The organism is Clostridium sp. KNHs214 (assembly GCF_000744935.1).
GTDB lineage: Bacteria > Bacillota > Clostridia > Clostridiales > Clostridiaceae > Haloimpatiens.
In genome coordinates this window covers 26,622-52,610 of the sequence record NZ_JQMW01000014.1, presented here as the reverse complement: position 1 = coordinate 52,610, position 25,989 = coordinate 26,622, and the positions used below count along the sequence as shown (strand labels likewise).

The window sequence follows — 25,989 nt, the reverse complement described above, 5'->3', positions numbered from 1 at the left end:
TTAACCAAGAAGTCATTACTTCAGTGTGAGTAAGTAAAGGCAGAGTACACAAGAGTTATTTGAACCTTGTACGGGTATTGTTGACTTAAAATAAAATAATTGTAAAAAAGGTGTTGCTTTATATAATAAAGTATGCTATTATTAATATATTGCTTAAATGAATAGTAAATAATATAACACAGATATATTTCAATTAGTATTATAAAACAAATGATTTATTAATCGAAATTTTATTGGTGCATTATTACAAAAAGTTTAAGGAAAATAAAATTTCGGAGGTACACGTTATATGACTGGTACAGTTAAATGGTTTAATTCAGAAAAAGGATTTGGATTTATTACAGGAGAAGATGGAAAAGATGTTTTCGCACATTTTTCTCAAATAAATACAGATGGTTTCAAAACTCTTGAAGAAGGTCAAAAGGTTTCTTATGACGTAGTTCAAGGACAAAAAGGACCACAAGCAGAAAATATTACTATAATCTAATTAGTGAATATTTTACCCCTTAAATAGGTGACTATTTAAGGGGTTTTTTAATTTCTAAGAAAAGTATAAATTTTTAGGTCAATTTTAATCATTGAATTTTAAATAATTTTAAGCATTCTATGATTTTTGTGAAATTGTACCAGTAAAAATTTATACTTTTTTTACTTTAGTATATGTAAAATTTATATCAAGTGCAAATATTTTACCATATAACCCTTAGGCTATTGGACACTCGCATACGCATATGGAAAAGCTATGTTAAATATAAAGAAAGCTTGTTCTTTTAAAGGAAGTTGAGAAATATTTTATCTATAATTGTAAAATTATAGAACTGGAAAATAATTGACAGCTTTATGGCAAAAGATGTAAAATAAGTTTAAGATATCTAATGCCTATAAATTTATAATTTATTTTGCATATAGATAAGGCACATTCAAATAAATAACAAGTCAGCATGCTAGCTTTGCGTCATATTGCGTCAGCAGAACCCGTCGATAGTTTTACTAGCACAGGAACCTGGTTCCTTGTCTGACACAAAATATATCAACGGCTTTGAATTGTTATTCTTTTCATGTACCTAACAGCAATTAATGAGGGGGAGATATTATGAAACCATCAAGGTATAATTTTTTCTTACCATTTCAAATGGATAATTATCAAGTAATAGCATATAATGCCTTAACTAATTCTTTGGCAGTAGTAGAAAAAGATAAGTATGAAAAATTAACGAACTTTATCAATAACCATAAAGAAATAGATGATGAAGATTTTTTAGATGATTTAAAAAAAGGCGGCTACTTAATTGAAGATGATGAGGATGAACTTAAGCTTATTAAATACAGAATGTTAAATACAAGATATTCTGATAACAGCCTTTCATTAACAATAGCGCCCACTTTAAACTGTAATTTTGAATGTATATATTGTTATGAAAAAAATAGTAGAGGAAAATTAATATTGTCTGATGATATTCAAAATAAAATTATTCAATTAGTTAAAGACAATCAGAAGTATATAGAGTCTTTAGATGTTACGTGGTATGGTGGAGAGCCCCTCTTAACTTTAGAGATTATCGAAGATATGTCTAAGAAGTTTATGACAATATGCAAAGAAAATAATATTAGATATAGTGCAAGTATGGTAACTAACGGATTTAATTTAAGTAAAGAGACAGCAATTAAACTTAGGACTTATAGTATAGATTCTGTTCAGGTTACACTAGATGGACCACCTGAAATTCACAATAAAAAACGTCCTCTAGTAGGTGGAAGAGAGACCTTTCATGTGATATTAAAAAATATAACTGAGTGCGTTGATATATTTAAAAATATAGCTATAAGAATTAATACGGATATTGATAGTAAAGACACGGTTTATGAACTGCTTAATATATTACACCAGAATAATTTGCAGCATAAGGTATCTATTTATTTAGGATATGTAGAGCCTTCAAATAATTGTTATAACAGTTGCGATTGTTTAAAATTTGATGATTTCGCAAGTGTAGTTTATCAATTTGAAAATAAGTTAATTGATACTGGTTTTTCAAAGGATTTAACGCAAATGTATCCCAAAATAAAGCACACGTATTGTGGTGCAGATTATAAAAAATCGTATGTTATTGATCCAGAAGGATATTTATATAAATGTTGGACTGATATAGGGATTGAAGAGTACAGAATAGGTCATATAGATAGTAAAATAAATGAAAAAATGCCTTACAGTAAGAGATTATTTGATTTTATGCTATATGATCCTACAGAAGATGAAAAGTGTAGGGAATGTTCTATTTTGCCTATATGTATGGGAGGCTGCCCACGCAAAAGATTAGATCAATCTGAAAGATGTGTTGAATATAAGTATTCGTTAGATTTATATATTAAAGAAATTGCTGCTTCTCTTTATAAAGGTGAACAAGAAAATACGGTAGCTAAATAGTTAATAATAAAAAGGCATATATATTCGCTTTTTTATTAAATATATTTTATTGTTAAAAGGAGTGATATTATGAAATTTTTAGTTCTACCAAATCTAAAGAACTCTGGAAAGACTCAGGCTGTATTATGTAGATATTCTGATCCAAATTGTCCTGATAGAGTATCATGTAGTACTTTTAAAAGACCATGTTACTATGCAAAACCATATTCTGAAAAGGAGTAGAAAGTTAGTTAAGAGTATTAATACTAATTTTTTAGCACAAGAAAGTTTTAAAGCTTCAAGGATTTCTAGTTATATTTTTTCATAAACATTACGAAAAAACAAAAAAAGTTAACTTTATAATATAAAGATGAAATCATATATTATTAAAGTTAACTTTTATAATATGTAAGGCACATTCAAATAAATAATATAGTCAGTATGTTAGTTTATTTTGCGTCATACTGTGTCAGCAGAATCCGCCGTAGTCCTATTAGCCACGGAAACTGCTTCCTTGTCTCACACAAAATATACTAGTATCTTTGACTTGTTATTTCTTTTCATGTACCTAAAAGGAATTGATATAAATGAAAATAAAAATATTATATAAAGGAATGATTGACAATTTAAATCTTGCTGAAGCTGATGAAGAGAAATTTTTAAATTATTACAATAATGAATATATTAGTGATAACAAAGACATATTAACATATTATTTTAAGTATTATGTGCCCTTTAGTGGTGATAGGATTAAAAAATATTCCTTACAGCTATATACAAACCTTAGAGAAAATTTGAAAAAATATCATGAACTTATGAATTTTAATGTTCCACAGGATTTAGTTGAAAGGTTTTTTTATGACATGGATATACCCTATAATTTATTCGAAAATGTTACCATCAATCTTTTTTGTGGCTTAGATACCTGTGAAGCCTTTCCTATACTCTCTTATACTAATCCTTCTATAAATATTGCAGTGGAGAAATTTCTACTAGACCAGGAGCCATATATACGCATGGGTGTTACTATGGGACATGAATTATCACATATAGTTAGATTTTTTTATGGATTATTAGACATAAATCATACTTTAGGGGATATGTTAATTGAAGAAGGATTAGCTTGTCTTGCATCTAGAAAATTTTTGAATTCTAAAGAAGATGAAGAAAAGTATATTTTACCTAAAAATATTAATTCTAAAAATATAGATTATAATAAATTACTTAATATATACATAAAAAATATACACTCAACAGACAGTAATCTAATCTTAAAATTAATGAATTTAGGTTGTGCAGAAGGGAATATAGAACCTGGCACTGGATACGTTATAGGAATGAGATTGTTAACTGATTATATGAAAACTAAAAATATCCAATTAAGCGATATATATTCTACTAAGAGTGATAAAATCGTAAAAGATATTTTAAAAAGTAGGTGATATGGTGAAAAAGTATAAAATGGCTTATAAAATTATAAAACCTTATATATTGAAGCAAATTATGGCACTTATACTTATGATATCATCCACTATACTTTCACTGTTAACACCTTTTATTGTAAAGCAAATAATAGATGTATCTATAGCCAATAGAGATTTGAATAGTTTATATAAAAATATAATTATATTTATAGTGATTTTTGTTATAACACAGTTACTATCTATAATTCAAACCTATTTGTTTACATATATAGGTGAAAAGATTTTGTATGACCTTAGAATGAATTTGTATAGAAAAGTGTCCATTAAAGATATTACATTTTTTAACAAGGTACAATCAGGTGAAATAATGGCAAGGTTACTAAATGAACTTCCAGAGGTAGGGAATTTGTTTACAGTAACAATAGTTTCTATTATTAATCAAGTAGTAACGTTTATTACTACCATAATTATAATGAGTTATATCAATACAACTATAATGTTGCTTACACTGGCACTGACACCTTTTATATACGTAATAATTAAATATTATAATCCTAAATATAAACAAGCAAACAAAATGATTATGGAAGGGTATTCTAATATAAATAATGTACTGCATGAAAATTTATATAATATTAATTTGATAAAATCTTTAAAGATATATAACTATGGAGAATTAAGGCTTTCTAGGGCTTTGCATAAATATATAAAATATAAATATGGATATCTTTTTATTAGTACTGTAAATGCGATTTTTTTATCAATAATTTATTTTATACCTTCTTTAGTGATTATTTTTTATGGAGGATATTTAGCTATAAAAGGGCATTTGACCATTGGAAGTATAGTAGCACTGAATTCTTATGCAGAATACATCTTTGCTCCAATAAAAGCATTAACAAATATAAATATAGGTTTGCAAAAATCTTTAACAGCATTTAATAGATATTTAGATATAATCAAAGATGAGGATGATGAGGATAATGTAGATAAAAAATGTATCAATATAGATGGAATAAAAAAGGGGATAGATATTAAAGCTTTAAGCTTCTCCTATGATAAAAATAAAGATATCTTTAAAAATTTTAATCTTTCAGTTAAGATGGGAGATGTAGTGCAGATTAAAGGGGTGAATGGGTCTGGTAAATCAACTTTTATAAATCTTTTAAGTGGTATATTAAAGCCTGATAAAGGTATTGTAACTTATGATGATGTACCTGTTAATTATATTGATAAATGTTGCATGAGGAAGGTTTTGGGCGTAGTACCGCAAAATGTCTATTTGTTTGATGATACAATTAGAAATAATATAAATTTAGGTAAAAGTATACCAGACAGTATTATAGTAGAATTAAGCAATCAATTGGGATTTGATGATGTTATATGCAGCAATCAAATAAACTTAGATACTATAATCACCAATAATGGCGGAAATCTTTCAGGTGGACAAAGACAAAAAATATGCATACTGAGGGCTTTAATTTTAAATGCTGATATATTAATATTAGATGAAGTTTCAACATTTCTAGATGTAAATTCTAAGCAAAATTTATATAGATATTTGGACAAAAATAAGGAAGATAAAATAATATTTATTATATCACATGAAAAAATTGAACAATTAACGTCAAATATTGTTTTGGAATTTAACATTCTTTGACCAAAGAGAGTGGAATTATGAAATTTCTCCTCTATGACTTGCATAAGAGCTTGGAACAATAAATTTAAACAGTTCCTTTGCTTCTTATGCAATTTAGGCACATTCAGAGAAATTTCATAATTCAAGTAATGCAATACTTTTTGTGGGATAATTATAATATAAATATGCAAATATAATAAATTATAAGTAATGATTTCAAAACAACATAAAATCAGAAGAAATGAGGTAGATACTAATGATGAAAAAGAAAGTTATAATTGATTGCGATCCAGTAAGAACTAATGGAAAAGTTCTTAACTGTCTTAAAAGTTTTCACCAGGATTACCCTTCTATTGGCTGGGTTTTAGGAGCAGATTTATAAGCAAATTTGGTTAACATATAGGATATAATACTAATTATTAAGCAGCTTAAGGCAAGGTATTTGAAAATAACAGGAATAAATATTTTGTCCGCTAAAGCACCAAATATTACTCCAGATAAAGGAGAGCTTATTAAACAAATCATAGTTATTATGGAGCCTACTCTACCTAAATAATTTATATCCACAAGCAACTGAATTTCTGTAAAGCTCCAAACCCCTATGAGAGACAAAATTAAGCCACAAATAAAAAACATAAACGCGAAGTAAAAAGGAGTAATTAAGAAAGTACTAAATCCTAGAGCTATAGCGAAAAATGATAACCCAAAAAGATAAACATGTTGGAGTTTGATTTTGGTTTTTACTAGTACAGGATATAGTATGGTTCCAATTAATGCGCCTACAATTGTAGCAGTGGAAAAGTAGCCAGCCCAAGTGTTTGAAACTTTTAGAACTTTGTTTATTATAAGTGGAATATAAGTTTCAAGAGGAGTACTTAAAAATTGAGCTAAAAGTACAACAAAAAGAATAACCACAATTAAGTTATTTTTAATTACATAAGAAAACCCACTTTTAAGTTCCTGTATGAAGTTATTTGATTCCTCATCCTTTGTTTTCTCCATATTAGGAATAGTAATAATTATAGCAGTAATAGCTGATAGGAGAAAGGTTAAAGAGTCAATGATAAAAAGAGGTTCTTTGCCTATGGTTGTCATAATGATACCGCTTAAACTATAGCCAACAATTCGCATAATGTGATTTAAAGTGGTACCAACGCTATTAGCTAAAGGCATATTTTCTTTACCTACAACTAATACAAAGGTTATGCCTACTGTAGGTTCAAAGAAACTTTCAGCTATGGATACCATTACGGAAATTAAATAAATATGCCATAGTGCAATGGAGTTTGTGTACATTAAAATAGGAATAATTAGTATACATATAGTTCTTGCCATTTCAGCAATGAACATAATTTTCTTTTTATTATACTTATCTGCAACCACACCGGCAAAAGGACTTATTATGGCATTAGGAAGAACACTAAAAAGCATTAAGCTTCCCATGGCAAGTCCAGAACCAGTTAAGTCATAGACAAGGTAAAGAAGAGCAAGAGTTTCAAGAGCATCTCCAGACCTAGAAAAAGCCCTTGAAATTGTCAATAACATGGCACTTCTATTTTTTAATAATGATTTCATATTTACAGCCCCCATTTTTATTAATATTAAATATTTAATATCAAGTAATAAATTTTATTTAACGTTATCAAATTTTTTTATAGTTAATAGACTACAAAAGAACGGTTTAGAATCTTTTGTTTTTTGTCTACTTTTTATGTACTCAACGCACATGTCATGTAATTCTCTGGTTTCAGCAGGAGTTAGATATCCCTCTAGATTGCTTACGAGTCTTCCTGCATCTTCGTTTGGAGTGGCATTATCCCTAAAATCATCAAGGTTTTTTATTATTTCTTTGGTTATTATTCCTATGAAATCCTCTTGTCCATCATCATAAACATTATTTTTGCTGGTTTTAACTACTTGATCTACATAAAAATTTTCAGCGGTAGGTAAATAGTATTTTTCTGTTATACCAGAATTATCTTTAGTTTCTACAATTTCAAGCACACCTATTTTTTCAAGAGCTTTTACATGGTAATGTACTTTTGACGGAACCTGCCCAAGTTTATCCGCCATTTGCTTTACAGTTAGTGGAGTTTTTCCTTGAGTAAATAAATTTATGATTTTAAACCTAAAGGGATTTGAAAAAGTTTTAACTTCCTGTGGGGTAGTTAAGCGTTTGCTTTTTAACATAATTTAGACCTCCTTAAAACAGTTAGTGTTAGTCGATTGTGAAATTACACAACCGTTGATTTGCCTATCTTTTTAGCCGATAGGCTTTTATATTTTCCTCCACTGTGAGAAAATAAATGTAACCACACAAAATATTATCCACAGAGGAGGAGAATTACATGTTTTGTATTAATAAACTTAAGCAACTTAATATTTTTGAGCAGTTAACCGAACTTAAAGACCTTAGAAAAAAGCAACCTGTAGGCTTCATCAAATTACTTGCTGATAATTTTGATATCCAATCTTTTATTCCAGAATCTTTTACTCAAAAATACTATGCCGATTTAGGCAGAGATAGGAAATATAATCTTTCATCAGTGTTATCTGCTTTAATTCTAATGCAGATATTTCATATTCCTACTACTGTTCTGTTAAATCTTTTTCTTATATTTTCTACTGAAATAAGAGAATTTTGTTGCTTCTATGATGATATTCCTGATGAATCTTTTTTCAGTAGATTTAAAACGGATTTTGAAGGTGATCTTGCCGACTTATTTAATTCAATGGTTCCTCAAGTCATTGATATTTGTAACAATATCAATGAATCTCTTCCTGATGATTCACCTCATAAAAACCGTAATTATCAACTTATATATGATACTTCAGGTTTAAAACCAAGAGTAAAAGAAAATAATCCCAAAACTCTTGTTTCTGAAGTAAATAGGGTAAAATCCTATGCTAAAGCTACCAATAACAAACAGCTCAATCCTTATGCTGTCGCATATAAGAACATGCCTAAATTTGCTTTTGCAAACCATAGTATTAAGCTAGACTTCGTAAATGGACATTTCGGCTATTTTTACAAATTTGGTCTAATTACTAATGGTTGGGGCATTCCGTTGAATATCAAATTTTTTGATGAAGATTTTTATAACCCTATTGATAAAGAATTTGAAACTCCTAAAGAGCAAAAATATTGCTATGATAATGCTTCTTTAAAACCAGTAATTAAGCCATTCTTAGAAACATTAAGTAACACCTCTAACTTTAAATTTAAATATTTCTTAGGTGACTCAGAATTTGATAGTTATGATAACTTTGGTTTTCTTCAACAATGTGGCTTTGAAAAAGTATTTATACCTCTTAACCCTCGTAATCAAAGTAACAGTAAAATAGGTGATCTTGAATATGATATAGAAGGTGTTCCTCTATGTCCTTTAGACAAAACCCCTTTTAAAGCTGAAGGTCCTTGTAAAGGCAAAAATAGAAGCTTAAGATTCAAATTTACTTGTCCCAAAGCCCATAGGGATAAAAAAGGTAAGTGCTATCATACTTGTGAAAATCCATGTACTGATAAAAAAAGTGGTCGTATGACTTATGTTTATCCCAATAAAGACTTTAGACTTTATCCTGGTGTTCAAAGAAATTCTAATGAATGGGACGATGAATATCCTAATCGTGCATGTATTGAACGAACTCTTTCATCGTTAAAATCTAACCCATGCATTGAATCACCAAGAACTTTAAACACCGCAACTATGCGTGCTGACCTGTGCCTAACGGCTATTTCTAAACTCATAAATGTTATACTAGCTTACGCTATAAATAAACCAGAATACATTAGAAGTATAAATAAACTTCTTAAAATAGCTTCATAATTAACATATCCACAAATAAATATCTTTCCACATGCTACGCATACCTTTTTAACAAAAGGCTTTTTGTCGTGTCTTTTTTTGCACGCTTTTAAGCCAAATCTTAAAAATTATCCACAGTTTTTATTTTTCAATTCTACAAGCCACTAACAGTTAGTGTGTTAGCTTACTAAACTGTTTATATGTATTTAAATATCTGTATTTAAATATATTTACATATGATAAAAAATTATTTTATGATTAAACCACAAAAGAGTACAATGAGGAGAAATTTCATAACGCAGGCGATGTAATGATTTTTGTGGGATAATTTTTTTATAGAAAATATGTTTAAAACACTGTTGTTTATCTTAGCGATATTTTATGAATGGGCAATTTTTTATTGTCTAGCTATTAACATTAATAAAAATATATTTATCAATAAAATAAATTTTATTGATAAATATATTTTTATTATACGATTCAAAATGAGATTTGTGAAGAGCTTTTTCGAAATTTTTAGATTTTTGTTTATAGTTTGCATAAAAGTTTTTATAGAATTTATATATAGAATTTGTATAATATAATAAAAGTGATAAATAATAAAATGATTATCCCACAATAAGGTACAATGTAGTGGAATTATGAAATTTCTCCTCCATGACTTGCATAAGAGCTCGGAACAATAAATTTAATTTAAGAAATTCTAATCTTTTAGCCATATAAAATTATCTAACGCTCACATTCAGCGTCCTGCCTCAGGTTCGCTAGCCTGGCGTTCTTGCCAGGCTTACGAAAATTTTATTTGTCTAAAAGAAGAATTTTTAAAATTAAATTTAAACAGTTTCTTTGCTTCTTATGCAAGTCATTCCAGAGAAATTTCATAATTCAGGTAATATAATGCTTTTGTGGGATAATCATAAAATATAAAATAATAAAAGGGATGGTTAACAACTATTAGTTAAATTCACAGTAAAAGTTGTTAACCGTCCTTAGTTTTTTCCGAAGTTTTTAAGTTTTTGTTATTGCCAAAAATGAAATAAATCCAGTACAGATGTAAGAATTCCATTACACCAACTTTTATAAATTTCTATTCCAAAAGACACTACACTAACTATTGTTAATGGTATCCCTAATGTTGCATTTGTTTTATCTTGAAATGCAAAGGAAAAGTAAATCATACTTCACCTTTATATCATAATTACCCATAAATATCTCAGACTTTGTGTTGATAATGCTGATATGTGGAGTTATTTTAGTGGGGGAATCGTTACTGGAATTGTTTGAGGCGGTCTATTAATTATACAAGTTTGTAAAGTAGTTATAAAGGGGGTAGCCCTCTTAGCTAGCGTATAAGTATGAAATTTAAAAAAAATAATTTAATAATAGTATTATTTTAAGAGGTATATATTAATGGGTTTGTTGGGGAAAATCGCAAATTTATCCTCTATTTCGCAACAGATCTTTAAATAATTACTTTTTTATTGCATTTAAAAAGCAAAGCTTTTCATCGTTATTTTTGAATGCTTCATTGGGCACTGTTAAAAAGAGGTGATTTTTTAATAGTATATATATCTTGTTATTATTTTCAGCTACTTTTAATATAGATTCAAATGTAATTTCTTTACAACTATTAATTGATTTTATTATAAGTTTATCTAATTTTAAATTCAGCTCTTTTTCTTTTATTAGTTCAGGATGTTCTTGTATAAGTGATTTATATTTTTTCTTTAAATAATTTAATTGCCTTTTGGGGAATAATTTTATTAATATAAATGATATTATTGCTAATAGTATAAATGTAAAAAACATAACCATTATCTTAGTATCAAAATAAAATTTATATTTATATATTGATATTGACATATACAATCCAGCCAGTATAAAAAATAAACAGCTTACGTACTTTATTATTTTATTAATTTTCATACGAATAATCGAACTTTTATCTATTGTTGCTACGAATAAACTTCCTTCTACTAAATCGTCAAAGCTATTAGTATATTTTAAAACCATAAAATATCACTCCTTATTAACTTGTAATATGTATATTACGAAAAAATTCTATATAATATTAAGTATGTAAACTACCATGTATTAAAAAAGTTTCATAATGAAAAATACACATATTATAATTATAGCACAAGTATGGTTAAAAATAAGTTAAAAGTAAAAAAATGTATGAAAATAATTTAATGTAGGAAGAGAAGGATAGAAATCACTTTAAGTTAAATAAAAATTTGCCGAATTATATTTTAAAAGATAGGGCATAGGGATTCAGTAGCCTCCTTGTTGTGTATTTTTGGTAATTATACTAAAGCATAGGTTGCTGATTTTTTAATTGTAAAATTTATGGGTAAATTTTAATATTAATCTTCTCAATAGTATGTTAATTCCAATCGTTGAACGCTAATGATTACATATTACTAAAATATGCTCTAATTTATATCAAAGTAAAAATATATAACTAGGCACAAGATTATATTTTTTAAAATCCTTATTTTAATTAGAATTAATGGATATATATTGAAGAAAAAGGAACAGAATGGTACCATATAAGTAAATAATATTTAAAAAAGGAATTAGGAGGTAGTATGAAAAGGACTATATTTTCTAAAATAAAAATACCAAATATAAAAAAATTAAAAGTTATTATAGCTTGTGCTGTTATAATTACAGTTTTCACAAGTGGATTTGTCATATATGCTATTAATATTTCTAAACCAGAATGTAAGTCATCAAAACAAAAAGTTCAACCTAAAATTAGTTTAGCAGATTCAAGTCAAGATAAAAAATTAAGTCAAAGTGGAATTAAAGCTGAAGAAAAACCTAAAATAGAAAAGACTTTTATAAAAGAGAATAAATTAAAAAAAAGTTATAATAAAGTAACACAAAAAAATATAAATAATAAAAATAAACCAGCAAAAAAACAATTAGTGAAACAAAATAAAATTAAAAATAATAAAGTTAATCCTACTAAAAAAGAAGGTATACAAAAAAAACAAGTATCTAATAAACCAATTACTTATAAAAATAAAAAGTTAGGAATCTGTTTTGATATGCCAGCAAGTTGGGCAAATAAATATTTTATAAAAGATAATGGAACAGAAGTGAGGGTTTATATGAGAAATAAACACAATTTAGATAGTGAAGATGGATTTTTATTTATAATAACTACTGATATTCATGATTATAACGATGGAAAATTTTTAGACAGTATAGGTGGAATAGATAAAATAAAGGTAATAAATGATAAGAAATATCTTATCGGTGGGCCTACAGGTGTAACTTTCCCTGGTGATAATTTTAATGATAATCCAGAATTTAAAACTTTTTCGCAACTTAATAATGATCGAGCAGTAGTTATAAAAACACTTAGAAGTGTAAATTAATTGATTAAAAAAATATTGACATATAGCAAATAAGCATATATTATATTAACAATAAATAAAATAAATTCGATGAAGAGAAGAAGTAAGTAATATTTTGTTCCACAGAGAGTTGGCACTTTGCTGCAAGCCAATGTTCAAGATATAGCTGAAAATCACCTCTGAGAAGTAAAGCTGAACTTTAGTAAGCTTTGTCGGAGTTTCTTACCGTTAAAAGAGAAGCGTATTGATGGATACGTAACTGAGTGCTATGAAGTGGCTTATTTGTTATAGGCTTATTTTATAGAATTAGGGTGGTAACGCGGATTATTCCCGTCCCTTGTTTTTCAAGGGACGGGTTTTTTATTTTGTCCGTTCATTATAGGCGTGCTAATCCGTGAAAGTTCTATATGGCAGTTGATAAGGCTAAACAGCATTTTGAGTCAATATAGGAGCTCATAGCACCAAGCAGTAGTTTAAGACGATAAATTATTATACTAAGGCACATTCAAATAAATAATAAGTCAGTAGGCTAGTCTATTTTGCGTCATACTGCGTCAGCAGAACCCACCGATAGTGCTACTATCTGCGGAACCTGCTTCCTTGTCTGACACAAAATATACCAGCATCTTTGACTTGTTATTTCTTTTCATGTACCTAATAGGGGGCTGATTTTATGGATATAGAAGAGAACATTATAAGTTAGAAAAGTGTAGATTATGAATTATCTAAATTAGAAGTTTTATTACTATAGTTTGCATCAACAGTTAGTAATAAAGAAGTTAGTAAAAAGGAAGAAACATAACTAAGGAGGATTTATAAAATGAAAAATTTACAAAAGAAGGACTTACTATTAATAGGTTTAATGCTTTTTTCATTATTTTTTGGGGCAGGAAATTTAATATTTCCTCCATTTTTGGGGCAATCAGCAGGTGTTGCAACTTGGAAGGCAATGGCTACGTTTTTTATAACAGCAGTTGGATTCCCGGTTTTGGGGGTAGTTGCAGTTGCAAAATCTGGAGGACTTAGTAATTTAGCTAAAAGAGTTAATCCGATGTTTGCTAGTATTTTTACAGTTCTAATATATTTATCTATAGGACCATGTTTAGGTATTCCAAGGGCAGGCAGCTTGCCTTTTGAAATGGCAGTGTCACCATATTTGCCATCAAGTATATCAAAAACTTTAGCGTTATTTTTATTTACATTGGTATTTTTTATGGTGGCTTATTGGCTTTCCTTATCACCAGCAAAATTAGTAGATCGTATGGGTAAGGTTTTGACACCTACTTTATTATCTCTAATTGTGTTTATGTTTGTAGGAGCTTTCTTTAAACCGCTAGGAGGTTACGGTGAAGCTACAGGGGCATATGTGGATTCTCCTGTTGTTAAAGGTTTCTTAGAGGGATATTTAACAATGGATACCATAGCAGCGTTAAACTTTGGGATAGTCATTGCATTAGCAATAAAATCAAGAGGGGTTAAGGATGAAAAACAGGTTGTGTCATACTCTATTAAGGCCGGTGTTATAGCAGGAACTTTGCTAATAGTTATTTATTCAATGCTTGCACATTTAGGAGCCACCAGCGGCGGAAGATTTGGAGCAACTAAAAATGGAGCTGAAACTTTAACAAATGTTACTACGCATATTTTCGGAAGGTCAGGAGCTGTTTTATTAGCGGTTATATTTACTTTAGCTTGTTTGACAACTTGTATTGGGCTTATAACCTCTTGCAGTCAATATTTTTGTACATTAACTAATAAAATATCATACAAAAATTGGGTTAGAATATTAGCTCTTTCTAGTATGAGTCTTGCAAATATGGGACTTACAAAAATTCTTGCTATATCAGTACCAGTGTTAGTGGCCATCTATCCTATATCAATAATGCTTATAGTACTTGCTATATCAGACAATTTATTTAAGGGAGACTCCACAATTTATGGTTTAACCATATTATTTACTGGGGCTGTAAGTGTAGTTGATGCACTAGGACAAGCAGGTATAAAATTAGGTATGATCAATGATTTATTTAGCAGACTACCTCTCTATTCAGAAGGCTTAGGCTGGGTTATTCCAGCAGTAGTTGGTATGCTTTTAGGTACTATGTTTAAGCTTAAAGAATGGGGACGGTTAACAACTGTTAAAGAAAAGTAAAGAAAAACAATGGGGACAGTTAACAATTATTAGCTAAGTTTGATAGCAAAAAGTTGTTAACCGTCCCCGCTTTTTTTCTATTTAAACCTATTTAAATCTATTTAGAACTATTCAAACAATCTATTAGTCAAAGAAGAAGTATAGACTATTTCTATTGGACAAGAATTATGTCTAAATATAAAATGTCACTTAGAGAGAACTTAAAAAATTATATTGATATTTTAAATTTGGGGGGATAATTTTGAAAAAAAGTAAGTTTATTAGAAAATTTGCAACGCTTTTTTTGTCGATGACATTAATATTGTCGTTTGCAGGATGCTCTAAAAATAAGGACAATGCAAGTAGCAAATCTAAAGACGTAAATACTGAGAATAAAGCTGTAAAATATGATTTTGAAAACTTTGATAAAAGCAAGTTCAAGGATACAAAATTAAATGTTTATTGTGTAACTGATAGTATTAAGCCAATACTTGAGGATTTTGAGGCAGATACAGGTATAAAGGCTGAACATATAACAATGAAAAATGGTGAAATACTTCAAAGAATTAAAAGTGAAAATAAAGCAGGAAAGGCAATAGCTGATATATGGTATACAGGCGGAGCGGATGCCTTTATAGAAGCTTCACAAAAGGGGTTGCTTGAACAGTACAAGTCTTATGAAGGCAAAAATTTATCAGAAAATGTAAAAGATCCTAATGGATATTGGTATGGTACTCATTTTACAATTGTAAATTTTGTAGTAAACACTAAGTTAATAAAGGAAAAAAATTTAAAAATGCCAGAAACATGGGATGACTTACTTCAAACAGGACTAAAGGGAGAAGTATCAATGTCAAATCCAGCATCATCAGGCACAGCTTATAACATTCTTTCATCTGTTCTTCAAAGTAAGGGAGAAGAAAAAGGATGGGAATACATTAAGAAGCTAGGAGAACAAGTGCCTTTTTTCCCACCAAGAGGAAGTGATCCAGCACAAAATGTAATTAATAATGAAGCAATAGTTGGAATAAATCCATGTAGCGGTGACAATGAGCTTGAAAAGAAATATGATTACATAAAACTTATATATCCTAAAGATGGAACTGGATGGTGGCCACAGCCTGTTTCTATAGTAAAAGGAACTAAAAATTTAGAAGCTTCAAAGGTTTTTGTTGAGTGGTTACTTTCAAAAAAAGGAATGGAATCAATAGTTAATAAACTAAATGTTTCTGTTTCAAGAAGTGATGTTGAAATGCCAGATAATCTTGTGAAAATTAAGGATATAAAATTATTTGAAGCAGACTTTAAAAAGGGTGCTGAACAAAGAGCAGCAGTACTTAAAAAATGGAAAGAAATAATAAAAAAATAATAAAAAAATAATAAAGACGTAATAAAGAAATAAAAAAAATAGATTTATTAAAATATTCAAATCTACAAATTACTTTATATTTTTAAAGTTAATTTGTAGATTTAATTTTATAAAAAGGAGAATGGCATGTGATGAAAACTAAGAAAAGTTATTTCTACTATATGTATATATTTTTTCTTATACTTTTAGTATGGTTCATTTTTATGCCTGTAATTAGTGTGGTTTTAGAAAGTGTATTTTCTGATGAAGGTATTGGAATAAAGATAAGTGAGATAAAGAGAACACTTACATATTTAAATAATAGTTTAAAAGTATCTATTGTGGTGACTATATTTTCAACTTTTTTTGGATTTATTATAGCCTTTACTCTATATAGAATAAAGTTTCCTTTAAATAACGTATTAAAAAAATTGATTCTATTACCTCTTTTTAATCCACCCTTTGGAAATACGGTTGTTTTTATAATGTTATTCGGTAAAAGAGGAGTTATAACCCATAATTTATTAGGATTAAATAAAAGTCCATTTGGATATAAAGGTATCGTAGTTATGCAAACAATTAGTTTGGTGGTGCTAGCGTACATATTAATATCTAGTGCTATACAAAAGGTGGATACTAATCTTGAAGATGCTGCGAGAAATCTTGGAGCAACAGAAAAAACTATATTTTTTACCATAACTATTCCTATGATGTTGCCTGAAATATTAAGTGCCGCGCTTTTGGTTTTTCTTTCATCTATGGCTGATTTTGGTACCCCCCTTATAATTGGAGGGCCCTATCAAACGCTGGCTTCAGATCTGTACATACAAATAATAGGTCAATATGATATGAGGCAAGCATCTATTTCAGGAGTATTTCTTTTAATTCCTTGTTTATTGGCTTTTTTATTTCAAAGACATATATTATCAAAAAAAGGTTATAGCATAAAAAATACTGAAAACAAAAGTATATGTTATAGAAATCTTAATAAGACAATAAAAATAATATTTGTATGCATCACATATGTATTTATAGCTTTTGTAACCATACAATATATTTTAATTGTTCAAGGAGCGTTTGTGACTAAATGGGGAAGTGATTATAGTTTTACATTGAATAATTTTAGAATGGCACTAAAAAATGGATTTAAACCTTTCGGAAATAGTATAAAATTATCCATAGTAGCTTCAATTATTTCTTCTTTTATGGGTATATTAATTTCCTATTTAATAAATAGAGGAAACTACAAGTTTAATAAATTAGCAGATTTTTTAGTTGTGTTACCATCAGCAGTACCAGGAATATTATTTGGAATAGCATATCTTGTTGCCTTTAGTAGGCCACCTTTAATATTAATAGGTACAGAAATTGTAATTTATATAATATGTATTTCTAGATCATTAAGTGTGGCATATAAATCTGGCAGTTCCATTTTACAGCATACGGAAGAGGATATTGAAATAGCCGCGTATAATTTAGGAGCTAGTGAGATTAGAACCTTTAGAGATATAACATCACCTATTTTAAAACCTGCTTTTGAGGCATCTATGACAAAAGCAATTTCTAAAAATATGGTGACCTTAGGAGCTATAATTTTTTTCCTCTTACCTTCTAATAAGGTTGCAGTTCAAATGATATTTCAAGTTTTGACCAGCAGTAGTATAAGTGAGGCATCAGCACTATCTGTTATGCTTTCATTTATAAGTATACTATTGGTTTTAGCATTAAAGATTGTTTTTAATGGCAACCATTTGAAAAGGATATTCTTAATAAATAAAAATGATTAAATAACATAAAATTGGTGTGTGAAATTTTTAAAAGGTGGTGATGTAATGGAGCTTACTATTAGTAATGTAAATAAAAAATATGGTGATATACAAGTGCTAAACAATATAAATTTAAAAATTAATGATGGAGAATTAGCAGTTATACTTGGACCTTCAGGGTGTGGAAAGACTACTCTTTTGAAAGTAATTGCTGGAATTATGGAAAAGGATAGTGGAGAAATATGCATAGGAGAAAATGATATAAGTAATATGCCTATGCAAAACAGAGGTATAGCCTTAGTATTTCAAAACTACGCTCTTTTTCCACATATGAATGTGGAGGAAAATATTGAATATGGTCTTAAGGTTAAAGGAATAAAGCAACCACAAAGAAGAGAAATGGTAAAAAGGACGATATGTAGTGTAAAACTTAATGGTTATGAAAAGCATAGAATAAATGAAATAAGTGGTGGACAACAGCAGAGAGTTGCATTGGCAAGAGCTCTTATAGTTAAGCCTAAGATTTTACTATTTGATGAGCCTTTAAGTAATTTAGATGAAAAATTAAGGGTGGAAATGCGAGAAGAGATAAGGCATATTCAAAAGGAATGGGGTATAACTACATTATATGTTACACACGACCAAGAGGAGGCTATGTCTATAGCTGATGAGATAGTTGTTATGAAAGATGGTGTAATTCAACAAAAGGATACCCCAGAACATATATATCATATGCCATCCAATATATATGTTGCAGAGTTTGTTGGCGAAACAAATATTTTTAAAATTAAAGGTAAAATGATCAGTGAAACTATTTTACAATCGGAATTGTTTAAAAAGAAGTATTTAATAAGTTGTGATAGAAGGGTGGACATTGACAAGTTCAGACTTATGATAAGGCCGGAAGAAGCATATTTTTGTAATGATGGAATTAATGGAATAATAAAAGATGTAGTTAAACTAGGAAGTGTGTGTGTATATATTGTTGAAGCACAGAGTGGAGAAAAAATAAAAATAAAGGTTTTGAATAGAAGAGATTGTAAAAGATATTTAGTGGGAGAACATGTGAATTTTAATTTTGATGAAAAGGCATTAATGTGTTTACAACCTTGAGAAGAAAGATCATAAGTATATCTGTTTTATTATTTTATATCCCAAGATAAATTTATAAAAAATAAGAGAAAATTTGTAATTAGTTAAAGAAAAACAATGGGGACAGTTAACAATTATTAGCTAAGTTTGATAGCAAAAAGTTGTTAACCGTCCCCACTATTTTCCCCACTATTTAAAAAAAATAAGAGAATAGTTGTAAACAGTAAAAAGGTAATAGATAATGATCTTTCTATAGAAATTACCCATAGCTGTAGAAAACGATATATGTAACAAGTATAATTCAATCGAAATATTGAGAAAAAAGTTAAGTTGGGAGAGTGTAACATGGAAAAAGAAAAGTTATTTAAAAACATAGCAGAAGCAGTAGTTGAGATGGAAGAGGACACAGTGGTTGAGTTATGTAATAAGTCTTTGGAATTAGAAATACCTGCTTATGAAACAATAACAAATGGACTTATAGTAGGAATGAATGAAGTTGGAAGACTTTATGAGGAAGAAGAATACTTTTTACCAGAGGTATTAATATGTTCAGATGCCATGAATGCAGGATTGGAGAAAGTTAGGCCTTATTTAGACAAATCTGTAGTTGATACTCCTATTAAAGTAGTTATAGGGGTAATTGAAGGTGACACACACGATATTGGAAAAAATCTTGTTAGAATAATGATGGAAGCAGCAGGATTTGAAGTACATGATTTAGGAAGAGATGTGCCATTAGATGAATTTATTGAAAAATCAGAAGAAATTCAAGGAGACATTATCTGTATGTCAACTTTAATGACTACCACTATGGATGGAATGAAAACAGTAATTGATAAATTAAATGAAAAGGGTATTAGAGATAAGTATAAGGTTATGATAGGAGGAGGTCCAATATCTAGTAATTTTGCAAAGAGAATAGGTGCTGATTTATATACTAAAGATGCTAATGAGGCAGTGAGAAAAGCAAAAGAAATGATGGGGGTAGTGTAGGATAGCTTAGGATAGAGGTGTTTATCATGAATCAAAAAGAAAGACTATTAAGGGTTTTAAAAGGAGAAAAAGTTGATAGACCACCAGTTATTTGTCCAGGTGGAATGTTAAATGCATGTGTAACTGAGACACTTGATGACATTACTGGAAATCATAATACAGAAAAAGCTGCTATGCTTGAAGCAGCAAAAAGAGTTTATGAACTTACAGGGTTTGAAAACTATGGGGTTCCATACTGCATGACTATTGAAGCGGAGCCTCTTGGAGTGAAACTTGATGTAGGAAACAAATTTGTAGAGCCAAGAGTTATGGAGTACAATAGCAATCCTTTAGAGGATATAATGGCAGAATATTCAGTTGTACCTAAAGAGGAAAAGAGAATGAATATGGTGCTTGAAGTTATAAATGAGCTTAAAAATGATGAAGTACCTGTGATTGGAAGTATAACTGGACATGTAAGTACAGCTACATCAATAGTAGATCCTCTTATGGCATTTAAAATGATAAGAAAAGAACCGGAAATGCTATACAAATTTTTTAAGTATGTGAATGATTATTTAATAGAATATGCTATTGAAATGATTAAAGCAGGTGCTGATGTAATAGCAATTTCAGATCCTACAGCTACAGGAGAAATACTTGGAAGTAAAAACTTTGAAAAGTTTGCAGTACCATTATATAAGGAAATTATATCTGCCATACATAAATTAAATGTTCCTGTGATTATTCATATCTGCGGTAATACAAGGACTATAATAGATAGTCTTAATTTAATAGGCGCAGATGCAATTAGCTTTGATTCTATAGTAAATTTAAGAGATGCAAGATCAAGAATAAGCACAAGACTTATGGGAAATGTGAATACGCAATTGCTTCATACAGGAAAGCGGGAAAAAATAATATCTATAACTAAAAATTGTATAGATTCAGGAACTGACATTGTATCCCCTGCCTGTGGATTAAGTATGGGGACGCCTGTGGATAATTTGAAAGCTATGACAGAGTATGTTAAGAAGGGAATATATGAGTAATGGTTAAAGTGGTTTTTAAAAATGAAAACATTGAAGTTCAAGTAGAGGAAGGAACCAAGTTAACAGATTGCATAAGAAAGGCTAATCTTCATATTGAAACTCCATGTAGCGGCATAGGCATGTGCGGTAAGTGCAAGGTTAAAGTAGTAGGGGAGTTATATCCTCCTACTTTGGAAGAAAAGAAATTTACCCATGAAAAAGATAATATTAGATTGGCATGTCTTGCTAGAGTTAAAGGCGATGTGGAGGTAGAATTATTAAATTCTAAAAAGGTTCTTAAAACAATAAATAGAGGATATTCAGTAGAGGCAGAAATAGATAGTTCAATTAAAAAAGTAAAACTGCCTATGAAAGATAAGAAAAATTCTACGCCTTATGTTGAATTTATTGATTATAATATAAATTCTGTGGACATATATGAAAAGATTGCTCAGCTTGAGAAAGAAAATGATGAAGAGATACAAGGTGTTGTTTGTAATAATTATCTTTTAGATATTGGAAAATATTTTGGAGATATATTGGGAGTGGCAATTGATATTGGAACTACAGGAATGTCTGCTTATTTAGTAAATTTAGAAGATGGTGAAGTATTAAATAAGGTATCCTCTTTAAATCCTCAAACTCAATATGGTGGAGATGTATTAACAAGAATAAGTTACTGCATTAATAATGAAAATGGAACGGAAATACTAAGAGATACTATAGTTAATAAGATTAATGGTATGGTAAGTGAACTTTTGGATGAAAGATTTAGTAGAGATAATGTATATCGTATTATGATTGCTGCAAATACAACAATGCTTCATTTATTTTTAGGTGTAAATCCAAAATCCATAGCCAGGGCACCTTATAGGTCAGTATTTTTAAATGAACTTAATTTTAAAGGAAAAGATATTAATATAAGCATTAATCCAGGTGGAATTGTAACACTTCTGCCTTCAGCATCGGGATATGTTGGTGCGGATATAATAGCAGGGGTTATAGCTGTAGGGTTTAATGAGAAAAAACACTCTTCAATTTTTATTGATATAGGTACTAATGGGGAAATTGTTGCAATTTCTAATGGCAAATTAGCAGCTACTTCTACTGCAGCAGGACCAGCCTTAGAAGGCATGAATATAGATTGTGGATGTAGGGCTGAAGAAGGGGCAATAGATACATTTTCTATTGATGAAGATTTTAACATAAATTATACAACTATAGATAATGCTCCGGTAAAGGGTATCTGTGGAAGTGGACTTATGGATATTGCAGCTAGCTTAGTAAAAAACAATATTGTACTTTCCAGTGGAAAGTTTAATTCTAATTTGGATGAAAGAGTTAAACACAGATTGAGAGATAAAAAATTCTATATAACTGAAGAAATTTATATATCACAAAAGGATATAAGACAAATTCAACTGGCAAAAGGTGCAATTGCCACAGGGGTAACAATGCTTTTAGATGAAATTAATGTTTCTATAGATGAAGTGGAAGAGGCTGTAATTGCCGGCTCTTTTGGATATCATATAAATCCTGAAAGTATTATGGATATCTCACTTATACCTAAGAATTTTAAAGGTAAAATAACTTTTGTGGGCAATTCATCTATTGAAGGAGCTAGATTGGCACTTATTAATGATAATATGCTTAGAAGTATGACAGCGGTGAAATCCGGTATAGAGGTTTTAGAACTCTCTACAAAGCCAAAGTTTCAGGAGTATTTCGTTAAGGAATTAAAGTTTTAGAATTTCTTAAATTAAATTTATTGTTCCAAGCTCTTATGCAAGTCATGGAAGAGAAATTTCATAATTCCATTTGTGGGTTAATCAGATTATAAATTTTACTATTAAACTAATATGTTAAGAAAATAAGATTATAGAATTCATATTACACTAAAGATGTTAAGAATTTATAGTTATAAAATTTAATATTGCACTGGTTGTATTAATAAATTAAAATTTTAGATTTAATAGTATGTTAGAGAATAAAAAATATTATTTACCGAATTATGGGAAAGAAGGTTTTTGCTTTTGACACAGGATATTTTAGAATCTAAAGTTGCATTTAAGTGTGCTGGAGATAATTTTGAAGCAATACCGAAAAATATAGTTGAAGAAAATGGCATATGTTTTCCGGTGGCTCATACAAATAAGGAGGATATAAGTCTTTTAGCCAGAAAATTAAAAGATTATAGAAAAGATAGTATATGTAGAATACCTTTTTGTGCTACCGTTGAAGCTGAGGCCATAGGAGCAAATATAAAGCTTGGTGATGAAAAAACAGGACCAAGGGTGGACAGCTACGTCTACAGTAGTATTGAGGAATTAGAGAATATAAAAGAAATAGATTTGAATAAAGGTAGAATAGAAGAAGTATTGTGTGCAGTTGAGGATATTAAAAAGCATGGAGAAATAGTTTGCTTAAATGTAGAAGGGCCTTTTACGATAATTTCTTCTCTTGTAGATCCTATGATTTTTTATAGAGGTATAAGAAAAAATAGGGATATAGTTGATAATTTTATAAAGGTTATTGAGGATAGTACTGTAAAGTATATGTTAGAAGGCATAAAAAGAGGTGCAGATATTATATCTTTTGCTGACCCTGCAGGGGCTATGGACATAGTTGGACCTAAGATGTATAAGGATGTAAGCGGAAAAATTAGTCTTAATATATTAAAAAAAGTTCAACCGTTTTTGAATAATTCTATAATACATTTATGTGGAAAGACCTCCACAGCATTTGAGCAGTTAGGTTTTTGTGAATCAGCTCCCATAGAGTTTGATGAGAACCTCACTTACGGACAAGCTCTACTTAAGTTATTAGAACAAAATAATGATATAAAAATAATAGGACATTGGTGTATAAAAAGGACTCCTATAAAGAAAAGAGAGTCAGTAATATGGAGAATAAATTTAAAATAAGTATAAACTGTGATATAAGAATAAAGTAAGAACAAGAATAAATTTAAAATAAGAATAAAATTAAAAAAATTGCGTCTCGAAAGGGATGCAATTTTTTTACAGTTTATTTAAAGTACGCTAATATACAATTCATATTCTTTTTATATGTTATTATTAGTAACCTGTAAAATACAAAATTCAAAGGGCATTATAAAATTGTATAACAAAATAAAGAAACATAGTAACACAGTGAAGTATCATAATAAATTAAAGGAGTGATAAGGTTTGATTTCAGTGAATAACTTGGTTAAGTGCTATGGAAATCATAAGGCATTAAAGGATGTAAGTTTTAATGTAGACAAAGGCGAAATATTAGGGCTGCTAGGGCCTAACGGAGCAGGAAAGTCCACTACTATGAATATTATTACAGGGTATTTGTCTTCTACAGAAGGAAGTGTAGAAATAGGTGGATGCGACATATTAGAAAAACCCTTAGAGGCAAAAAAGAAAATAGGATATTTACCAGAGGTACCACCTTTATACACAGATATGACTGTAGAAGAGTATTTGATTTTTGTAGGCAAGATAAAAAAAGTGTCCAAAACCACCATAAAAGATCATGTTAATGAGGTAATGGATAAGGTAAAGTTAATGGAAGTAAAAGATAGATTAATTAAAAATTTGTCCAAAGGATATAAGCAAAGAGTAGGTATAGCCCAGGCCTTAATAGGTAATCCAGAAGTGCTGATTTTGGACGAGCCTACTGAAGGATTGGACCCTAAGCAAATCATTGAAATAAGAAATTTGATAAAAACTTTAGGTGAGGAGCATACAATAATTTTAAGTTCTCACATTCTTTCAGAAGTAAGTGCAGTATGCGAAAGAATTATAATTATAAATAACGGAGAAATAGTGGCAGAAGGAACTCCAGAAGAACTATCTAAACAGCTTAATTATAGTAGTAAGATTTCCTTAAGAATAAAAGGTTCTTTTGAGGATGGGAGTGACATATTAAAGTCATTAGAAAACGTAGAAAGTATAGAAAATATCGGAACTGTAGAAATAAACACTACAGATATAACTATAGAATCCAAAAATGACATGGACATAAGAGAGGATGTATTTAATGCATTTAAAAATAGCAATGTACCTATTCTTATGATGAAACCAGATAATATATCCCTAGAACAGATATTCCTAGAGGTAACTAAAAATGAAAGGGAGGATATAAAAAATGATTAATATATTTAGTAAAGAAGTTAAATCTTATTTTCGTTCTTCAACAGGGTATATCTTCCTATTGGTGTTTTTATTGCTTGCAGGAGCATTGTTCAGTTTAACCAATTTAATACCTGGAAATGGATTTTACACAGATACCTTGTATAGTTTAGTATTTATATTTTTATTTTTAACACCTATTTTAACCATGAAAACTATATGTAGTGAAACAAAGGAAAAGACTGACCAACTGCTTTTAACGAGTCCTTTGAAAATATGGCATATAGTTTTGGGAAAATTTTTCGCAGCTTCATTTGTATTTATATTGGCAGTAGCTATAACCTTCTTGTTTCCGATTATTCTTAGTAAATTTGGTAAAATTCCTACAGGTGAAATTGTAGGAGCTTATATGGGCTTTATTTTAATAGGTATGAGCTTTATATCTATAGGTATTTTTATTTCTTCACTAACAGACAATCAAGTAACTGCGGCTATAGGTACTTTTGGGGCTTTATTCATAATATGGATAGCTGAGTGGATAAGCAGTGCACTACCTACAAGTGTAAATTCCGGTTTGATTTTTGCGGCAATATTAGTATTTATAATAAGTTTTTTAGTTTACCGCAATATTAAAAATAAATATGTAACATTAGGTATATCTGCCCTTGGAATTTTAACTATGGTGATTGTTTATTTTAAAGATAAAGCTCTTTATGAAGGATTTTTGGTAAAATGCTTTCAATGGTTTTCTTTGATAAAAAGATACGAATCTTTTAATATGGGTGTATTAAGTCTCAAGTCTATAGTATACTATATAACTTTTTGCGCCGCATTTCTATTTTTAACTATACAGATAATATCTAGAAGAAGATGGAATTAGGGGGTGC

General features: G+C 29.2%; 19 protein-coding genes and 1 other annotated feature. Of the genes, 16 read left to right on the top strand and 3 right to left on the bottom strand.

All coding sequences use genetic code 11. From position 1 onward, the window contains the following. Positions 1-289: 289 nt before the first annotated feature. The 4 genes from CC89_RS18555 (at position 290) to CC89_RS18540 (ending at position 5,488) form a co-directional block, all read left to right on the top strand. Entirely contained in the window at positions 290-487 is a 198-nt protein-coding gene (locus tag CC89_RS18555; RefSeq protein WP_035294797.1) for a cold-shock protein, read from the top strand. A gap of 606 nt (positions 488-1,093) precedes the next feature. Continuing rightward, positions 1,094-2,425 (top strand): radical SAM/SPASM domain-containing protein, encoded by a 1,332-nt coding sequence (locus CC89_RS18550; protein WP_035294795.1) that lies wholly within the window; start codon positions 1,094-1,096, stop codon positions 2,423-2,425. 566 nt (positions 2,426-2,991) lie between these two features. After that, a complete protein-coding gene (locus tag CC89_RS18545) occupies positions 2,992-3,846 on the top strand; it encodes a DUF2268 domain-containing putative Zn-dependent protease (RefSeq protein WP_035294793.1) in 855 nt (284 codons plus the stop codon). 4 nt (positions 3,847-3,850) lie between these two features. Further along, the gene (locus CC89_RS18540; protein ID WP_035295072.1) at positions 3,851-5,488 is read left to right on the top strand and encodes an ABC transporter ATP-binding protein; all 1,638 of its coding nucleotides are present in this window, start codon (positions 3,851-3,853) and stop codon (positions 5,486-5,488) included. 321 nt (positions 5,489-5,809) lie between these two features. Here the strand turns inward: CC89_RS18540 and CC89_RS18535 are convergent, their stop codons facing one another. Next, on the bottom strand, positions 5,810-7,042 hold the full coding sequence (locus CC89_RS18535; protein WP_035294791.1) for an MFS transporter: 1,233 nt from the start codon (positions 7,040-7,042) through the stop codon (positions 5,810-5,812). 54 nt (positions 7,043-7,096) lie between these two features. Further along, positions 7,097-7,657: an ArsR/SmtB family transcription factor gene (locus CC89_RS19685; RefSeq protein WP_051932028.1), complete on the bottom strand. Its 561-nt coding sequence runs from the start codon at positions 7,655-7,657 to the stop codon at positions 7,097-7,099. Positions 7,658-7,815: 158 nt separating this feature from the next. Here CC89_RS19685 and CC89_RS18525 point away from each other — a divergent pair, with 158 nt between their 5' ends. Continuing rightward, positions 7,816-9,294, top strand: coding sequence for a transposase (locus tag CC89_RS18525; RefSeq protein WP_035289274.1), 1,479 nt, complete (start codon positions 7,816-7,818; stop codon positions 9,292-9,294). Positions 9,295-10,743: 1,449 nt separating this feature from the next. Here the strand turns inward: CC89_RS18525 and CC89_RS18520 are convergent. Then, complete coding sequence (locus CC89_RS18520; protein WP_035294789.1) at positions 10,744-11,286, bottom strand: hypothetical protein; 543 nt, start codon at positions 11,284-11,286, stop codon at positions 10,744-10,746. Between the two features lie 578 nt (positions 11,287-11,864). Here CC89_RS18520 and CC89_RS18515 point away from each other — a divergent pair. From CC89_RS18515 to CC89_RS18465, 11 genes are all read left to right on the top strand, one after another. Next, positions 11,865-12,662, top strand: a complete 798-nt coding sequence (locus CC89_RS18515; protein ID WP_035294788.1) for a hypothetical protein — start codon at positions 11,865-11,867, stop codon at positions 12,660-12,662. Positions 12,663-12,722: 60 nt separating this feature from the next. Continuing rightward, positions 12,723-12,982, top strand: a binding site (T-box leader). Between the two features lie 479 nt (positions 12,983-13,461). Continuing rightward, positions 13,462-14,793, top strand: coding sequence for a branched-chain amino acid transport system II carrier protein (gene brnQ, locus CC89_RS18510; protein WP_035294787.1), 1,332 nt, complete (start codon positions 13,462-13,464; stop codon positions 14,791-14,793). Between the two features lie 241 nt (positions 14,794-15,034). Then, positions 15,035-16,141: an ABC transporter substrate-binding protein gene (locus CC89_RS18505; RefSeq protein WP_051932027.1), complete on the top strand. Its 1,107-nt coding sequence runs from the start codon at positions 15,035-15,037 to the stop codon at positions 16,139-16,141. Positions 16,142-16,272: 131 nt separating this feature from the next. Continuing rightward, on the top strand, positions 16,273-17,907 hold the full coding sequence (locus CC89_RS18500; protein ID WP_035294786.1) for an ABC transporter permease: 1,635 nt from the start codon (positions 16,273-16,275) through the stop codon (positions 17,905-17,907). A 45-nt stretch (positions 17,908-17,952) separates the two neighbouring features. Then, complete coding sequence (locus tag CC89_RS18495; protein ID WP_051932025.1) at positions 17,953-18,999, top strand: ABC transporter ATP-binding protein; 1,047 nt, start codon at positions 17,953-17,955, stop codon at positions 18,997-18,999. Between the two features lie 324 nt (positions 19,000-19,323). Next, on the top strand, positions 19,324-19,971 hold the full coding sequence (locus tag CC89_RS18490) for a cobalamin B12-binding domain-containing protein (RefSeq protein WP_035294784.1): 648 nt from the start codon (positions 19,324-19,326) through the stop codon (positions 19,969-19,971). A 26-nt stretch (positions 19,972-19,997) separates the two neighbouring features. Continuing rightward, a complete protein-coding gene (locus CC89_RS18485; RefSeq protein ID WP_035294782.1) occupies positions 19,998-21,002 on the top strand; it encodes a uroporphyrinogen decarboxylase family protein in 1,005 nt (334 codons plus the stop codon). Continuing rightward, positions 21,002-22,729 carry an ASKHA domain-containing protein gene (locus CC89_RS18480; protein WP_035294780.1) on the top strand — a complete coding sequence of 576 codons (1,728 nt, stop codon included), beginning with the start codon at positions 21,002-21,004 and terminating at the stop codon, positions 22,727-22,729. Before CC89_RS18485 ends, CC89_RS18480 begins: the two co-directional genes overlap by 1 nt. Before the next feature lie 285 nt (positions 22,730-23,014). Beyond that, positions 23,015-23,905 (top strand): uroporphyrinogen decarboxylase family protein, encoded by an 891-nt coding sequence (locus CC89_RS18475; protein WP_051932023.1) that lies wholly within the window; start codon positions 23,015-23,017, stop codon positions 23,903-23,905. A gap of 264 nt (positions 23,906-24,169) precedes the next feature. Then, positions 24,170-25,126, top strand: coding sequence for an ATP-binding cassette domain-containing protein (locus CC89_RS18470; protein WP_035294777.1), 957 nt, complete (start codon positions 24,170-24,172; stop codon positions 25,124-25,126). Then, complete coding sequence (locus CC89_RS18465; RefSeq protein WP_035294775.1) at positions 25,119-25,982, top strand: ABC transporter permease; 864 nt, start codon at positions 25,119-25,121, stop codon at positions 25,980-25,982. The genes CC89_RS18470 and CC89_RS18465 overlap by 8 nt, the downstream gene beginning before the upstream one ends. The last annotated feature ends 7 nt before the right edge of the window (positions 25,983-25,989 follow it).

Coding starts and splice junctions, on each gene's coding strand:
- CC89_RS18495 (WP_051932025.1), top strand. CDS start 17,953: ATGGAGCTTACTATTAGTAATGTAAATAAAAAATATGGTGATATACAA.
- CC89_RS18550 (WP_035294795.1), top strand. CDS start 1,094: ATGAAACCATCAAGGTATAATTTTTTCTTACCATTTCAAATGGATAAT.
- CC89_RS18555 (WP_035294797.1), top strand. CDS start 290: ATGACTGGTACAGTTAAATGGTTTAATTCAGAAAAAGGATTTGGATTT.
- CC89_RS18480 (WP_035294780.1), top strand. CDS start 21,002: ATGGTTAAAGTGGTTTTTAAAAATGAAAACATTGAAGTTCAAGTAGAG.
- CC89_RS18520 (WP_035294789.1), bottom strand. CDS start 11,286: ATGGTTTTAAAATATACTAATAGCTTTGACGATTTAGTAGAAGGAAGT.
- CC89_RS18535 (WP_035294791.1), bottom strand. CDS start 7,042: ATGAAATCATTATTAAAAAATAGAAGTGCCATGTTATTGACAATTTCA.
- CC89_RS18545 (WP_035294793.1), top strand. CDS start 2,992: ATGAAAATAAAAATATTATATAAAGGAATGATTGACAATTTAAATCTT.
- CC89_RS18500 (WP_035294786.1), top strand. CDS start 16,273: ATGAAAACTAAGAAAAGTTATTTCTACTATATGTATATATTTTTTCTT.
- brnQ (WP_035294787.1), top strand. CDS start 13,462: ATGAAAAATTTACAAAAGAAGGACTTACTATTAATAGGTTTAATGCTT.
- CC89_RS18465 (WP_035294775.1), top strand. CDS start 25,119: ATGATTAATATATTTAGTAAAGAAGTTAAATCTTATTTTCGTTCTTCA.
- CC89_RS18525 (WP_035289274.1), top strand. CDS start 7,816: ATGTTTTGTATTAATAAACTTAAGCAACTTAATATTTTTGAGCAGTTA.
- CC89_RS19685 (WP_051932028.1), bottom strand. CDS start 7,657: ATGTTAAAAAGCAAACGCTTAACTACCCCACAGGAAGTTAAAACTTTT.
- CC89_RS18490 (WP_035294784.1), top strand. CDS start 19,324: ATGGAAAAAGAAAAGTTATTTAAAAACATAGCAGAAGCAGTAGTTGAG.
- CC89_RS18515 (WP_035294788.1), top strand. CDS start 11,865: ATGAAAAGGACTATATTTTCTAAAATAAAAATACCAAATATAAAAAAA.
- CC89_RS18485 (WP_035294782.1), top strand. CDS start 19,998: ATGAATCAAAAAGAAAGACTATTAAGGGTTTTAAAAGGAGAAAAAGTT.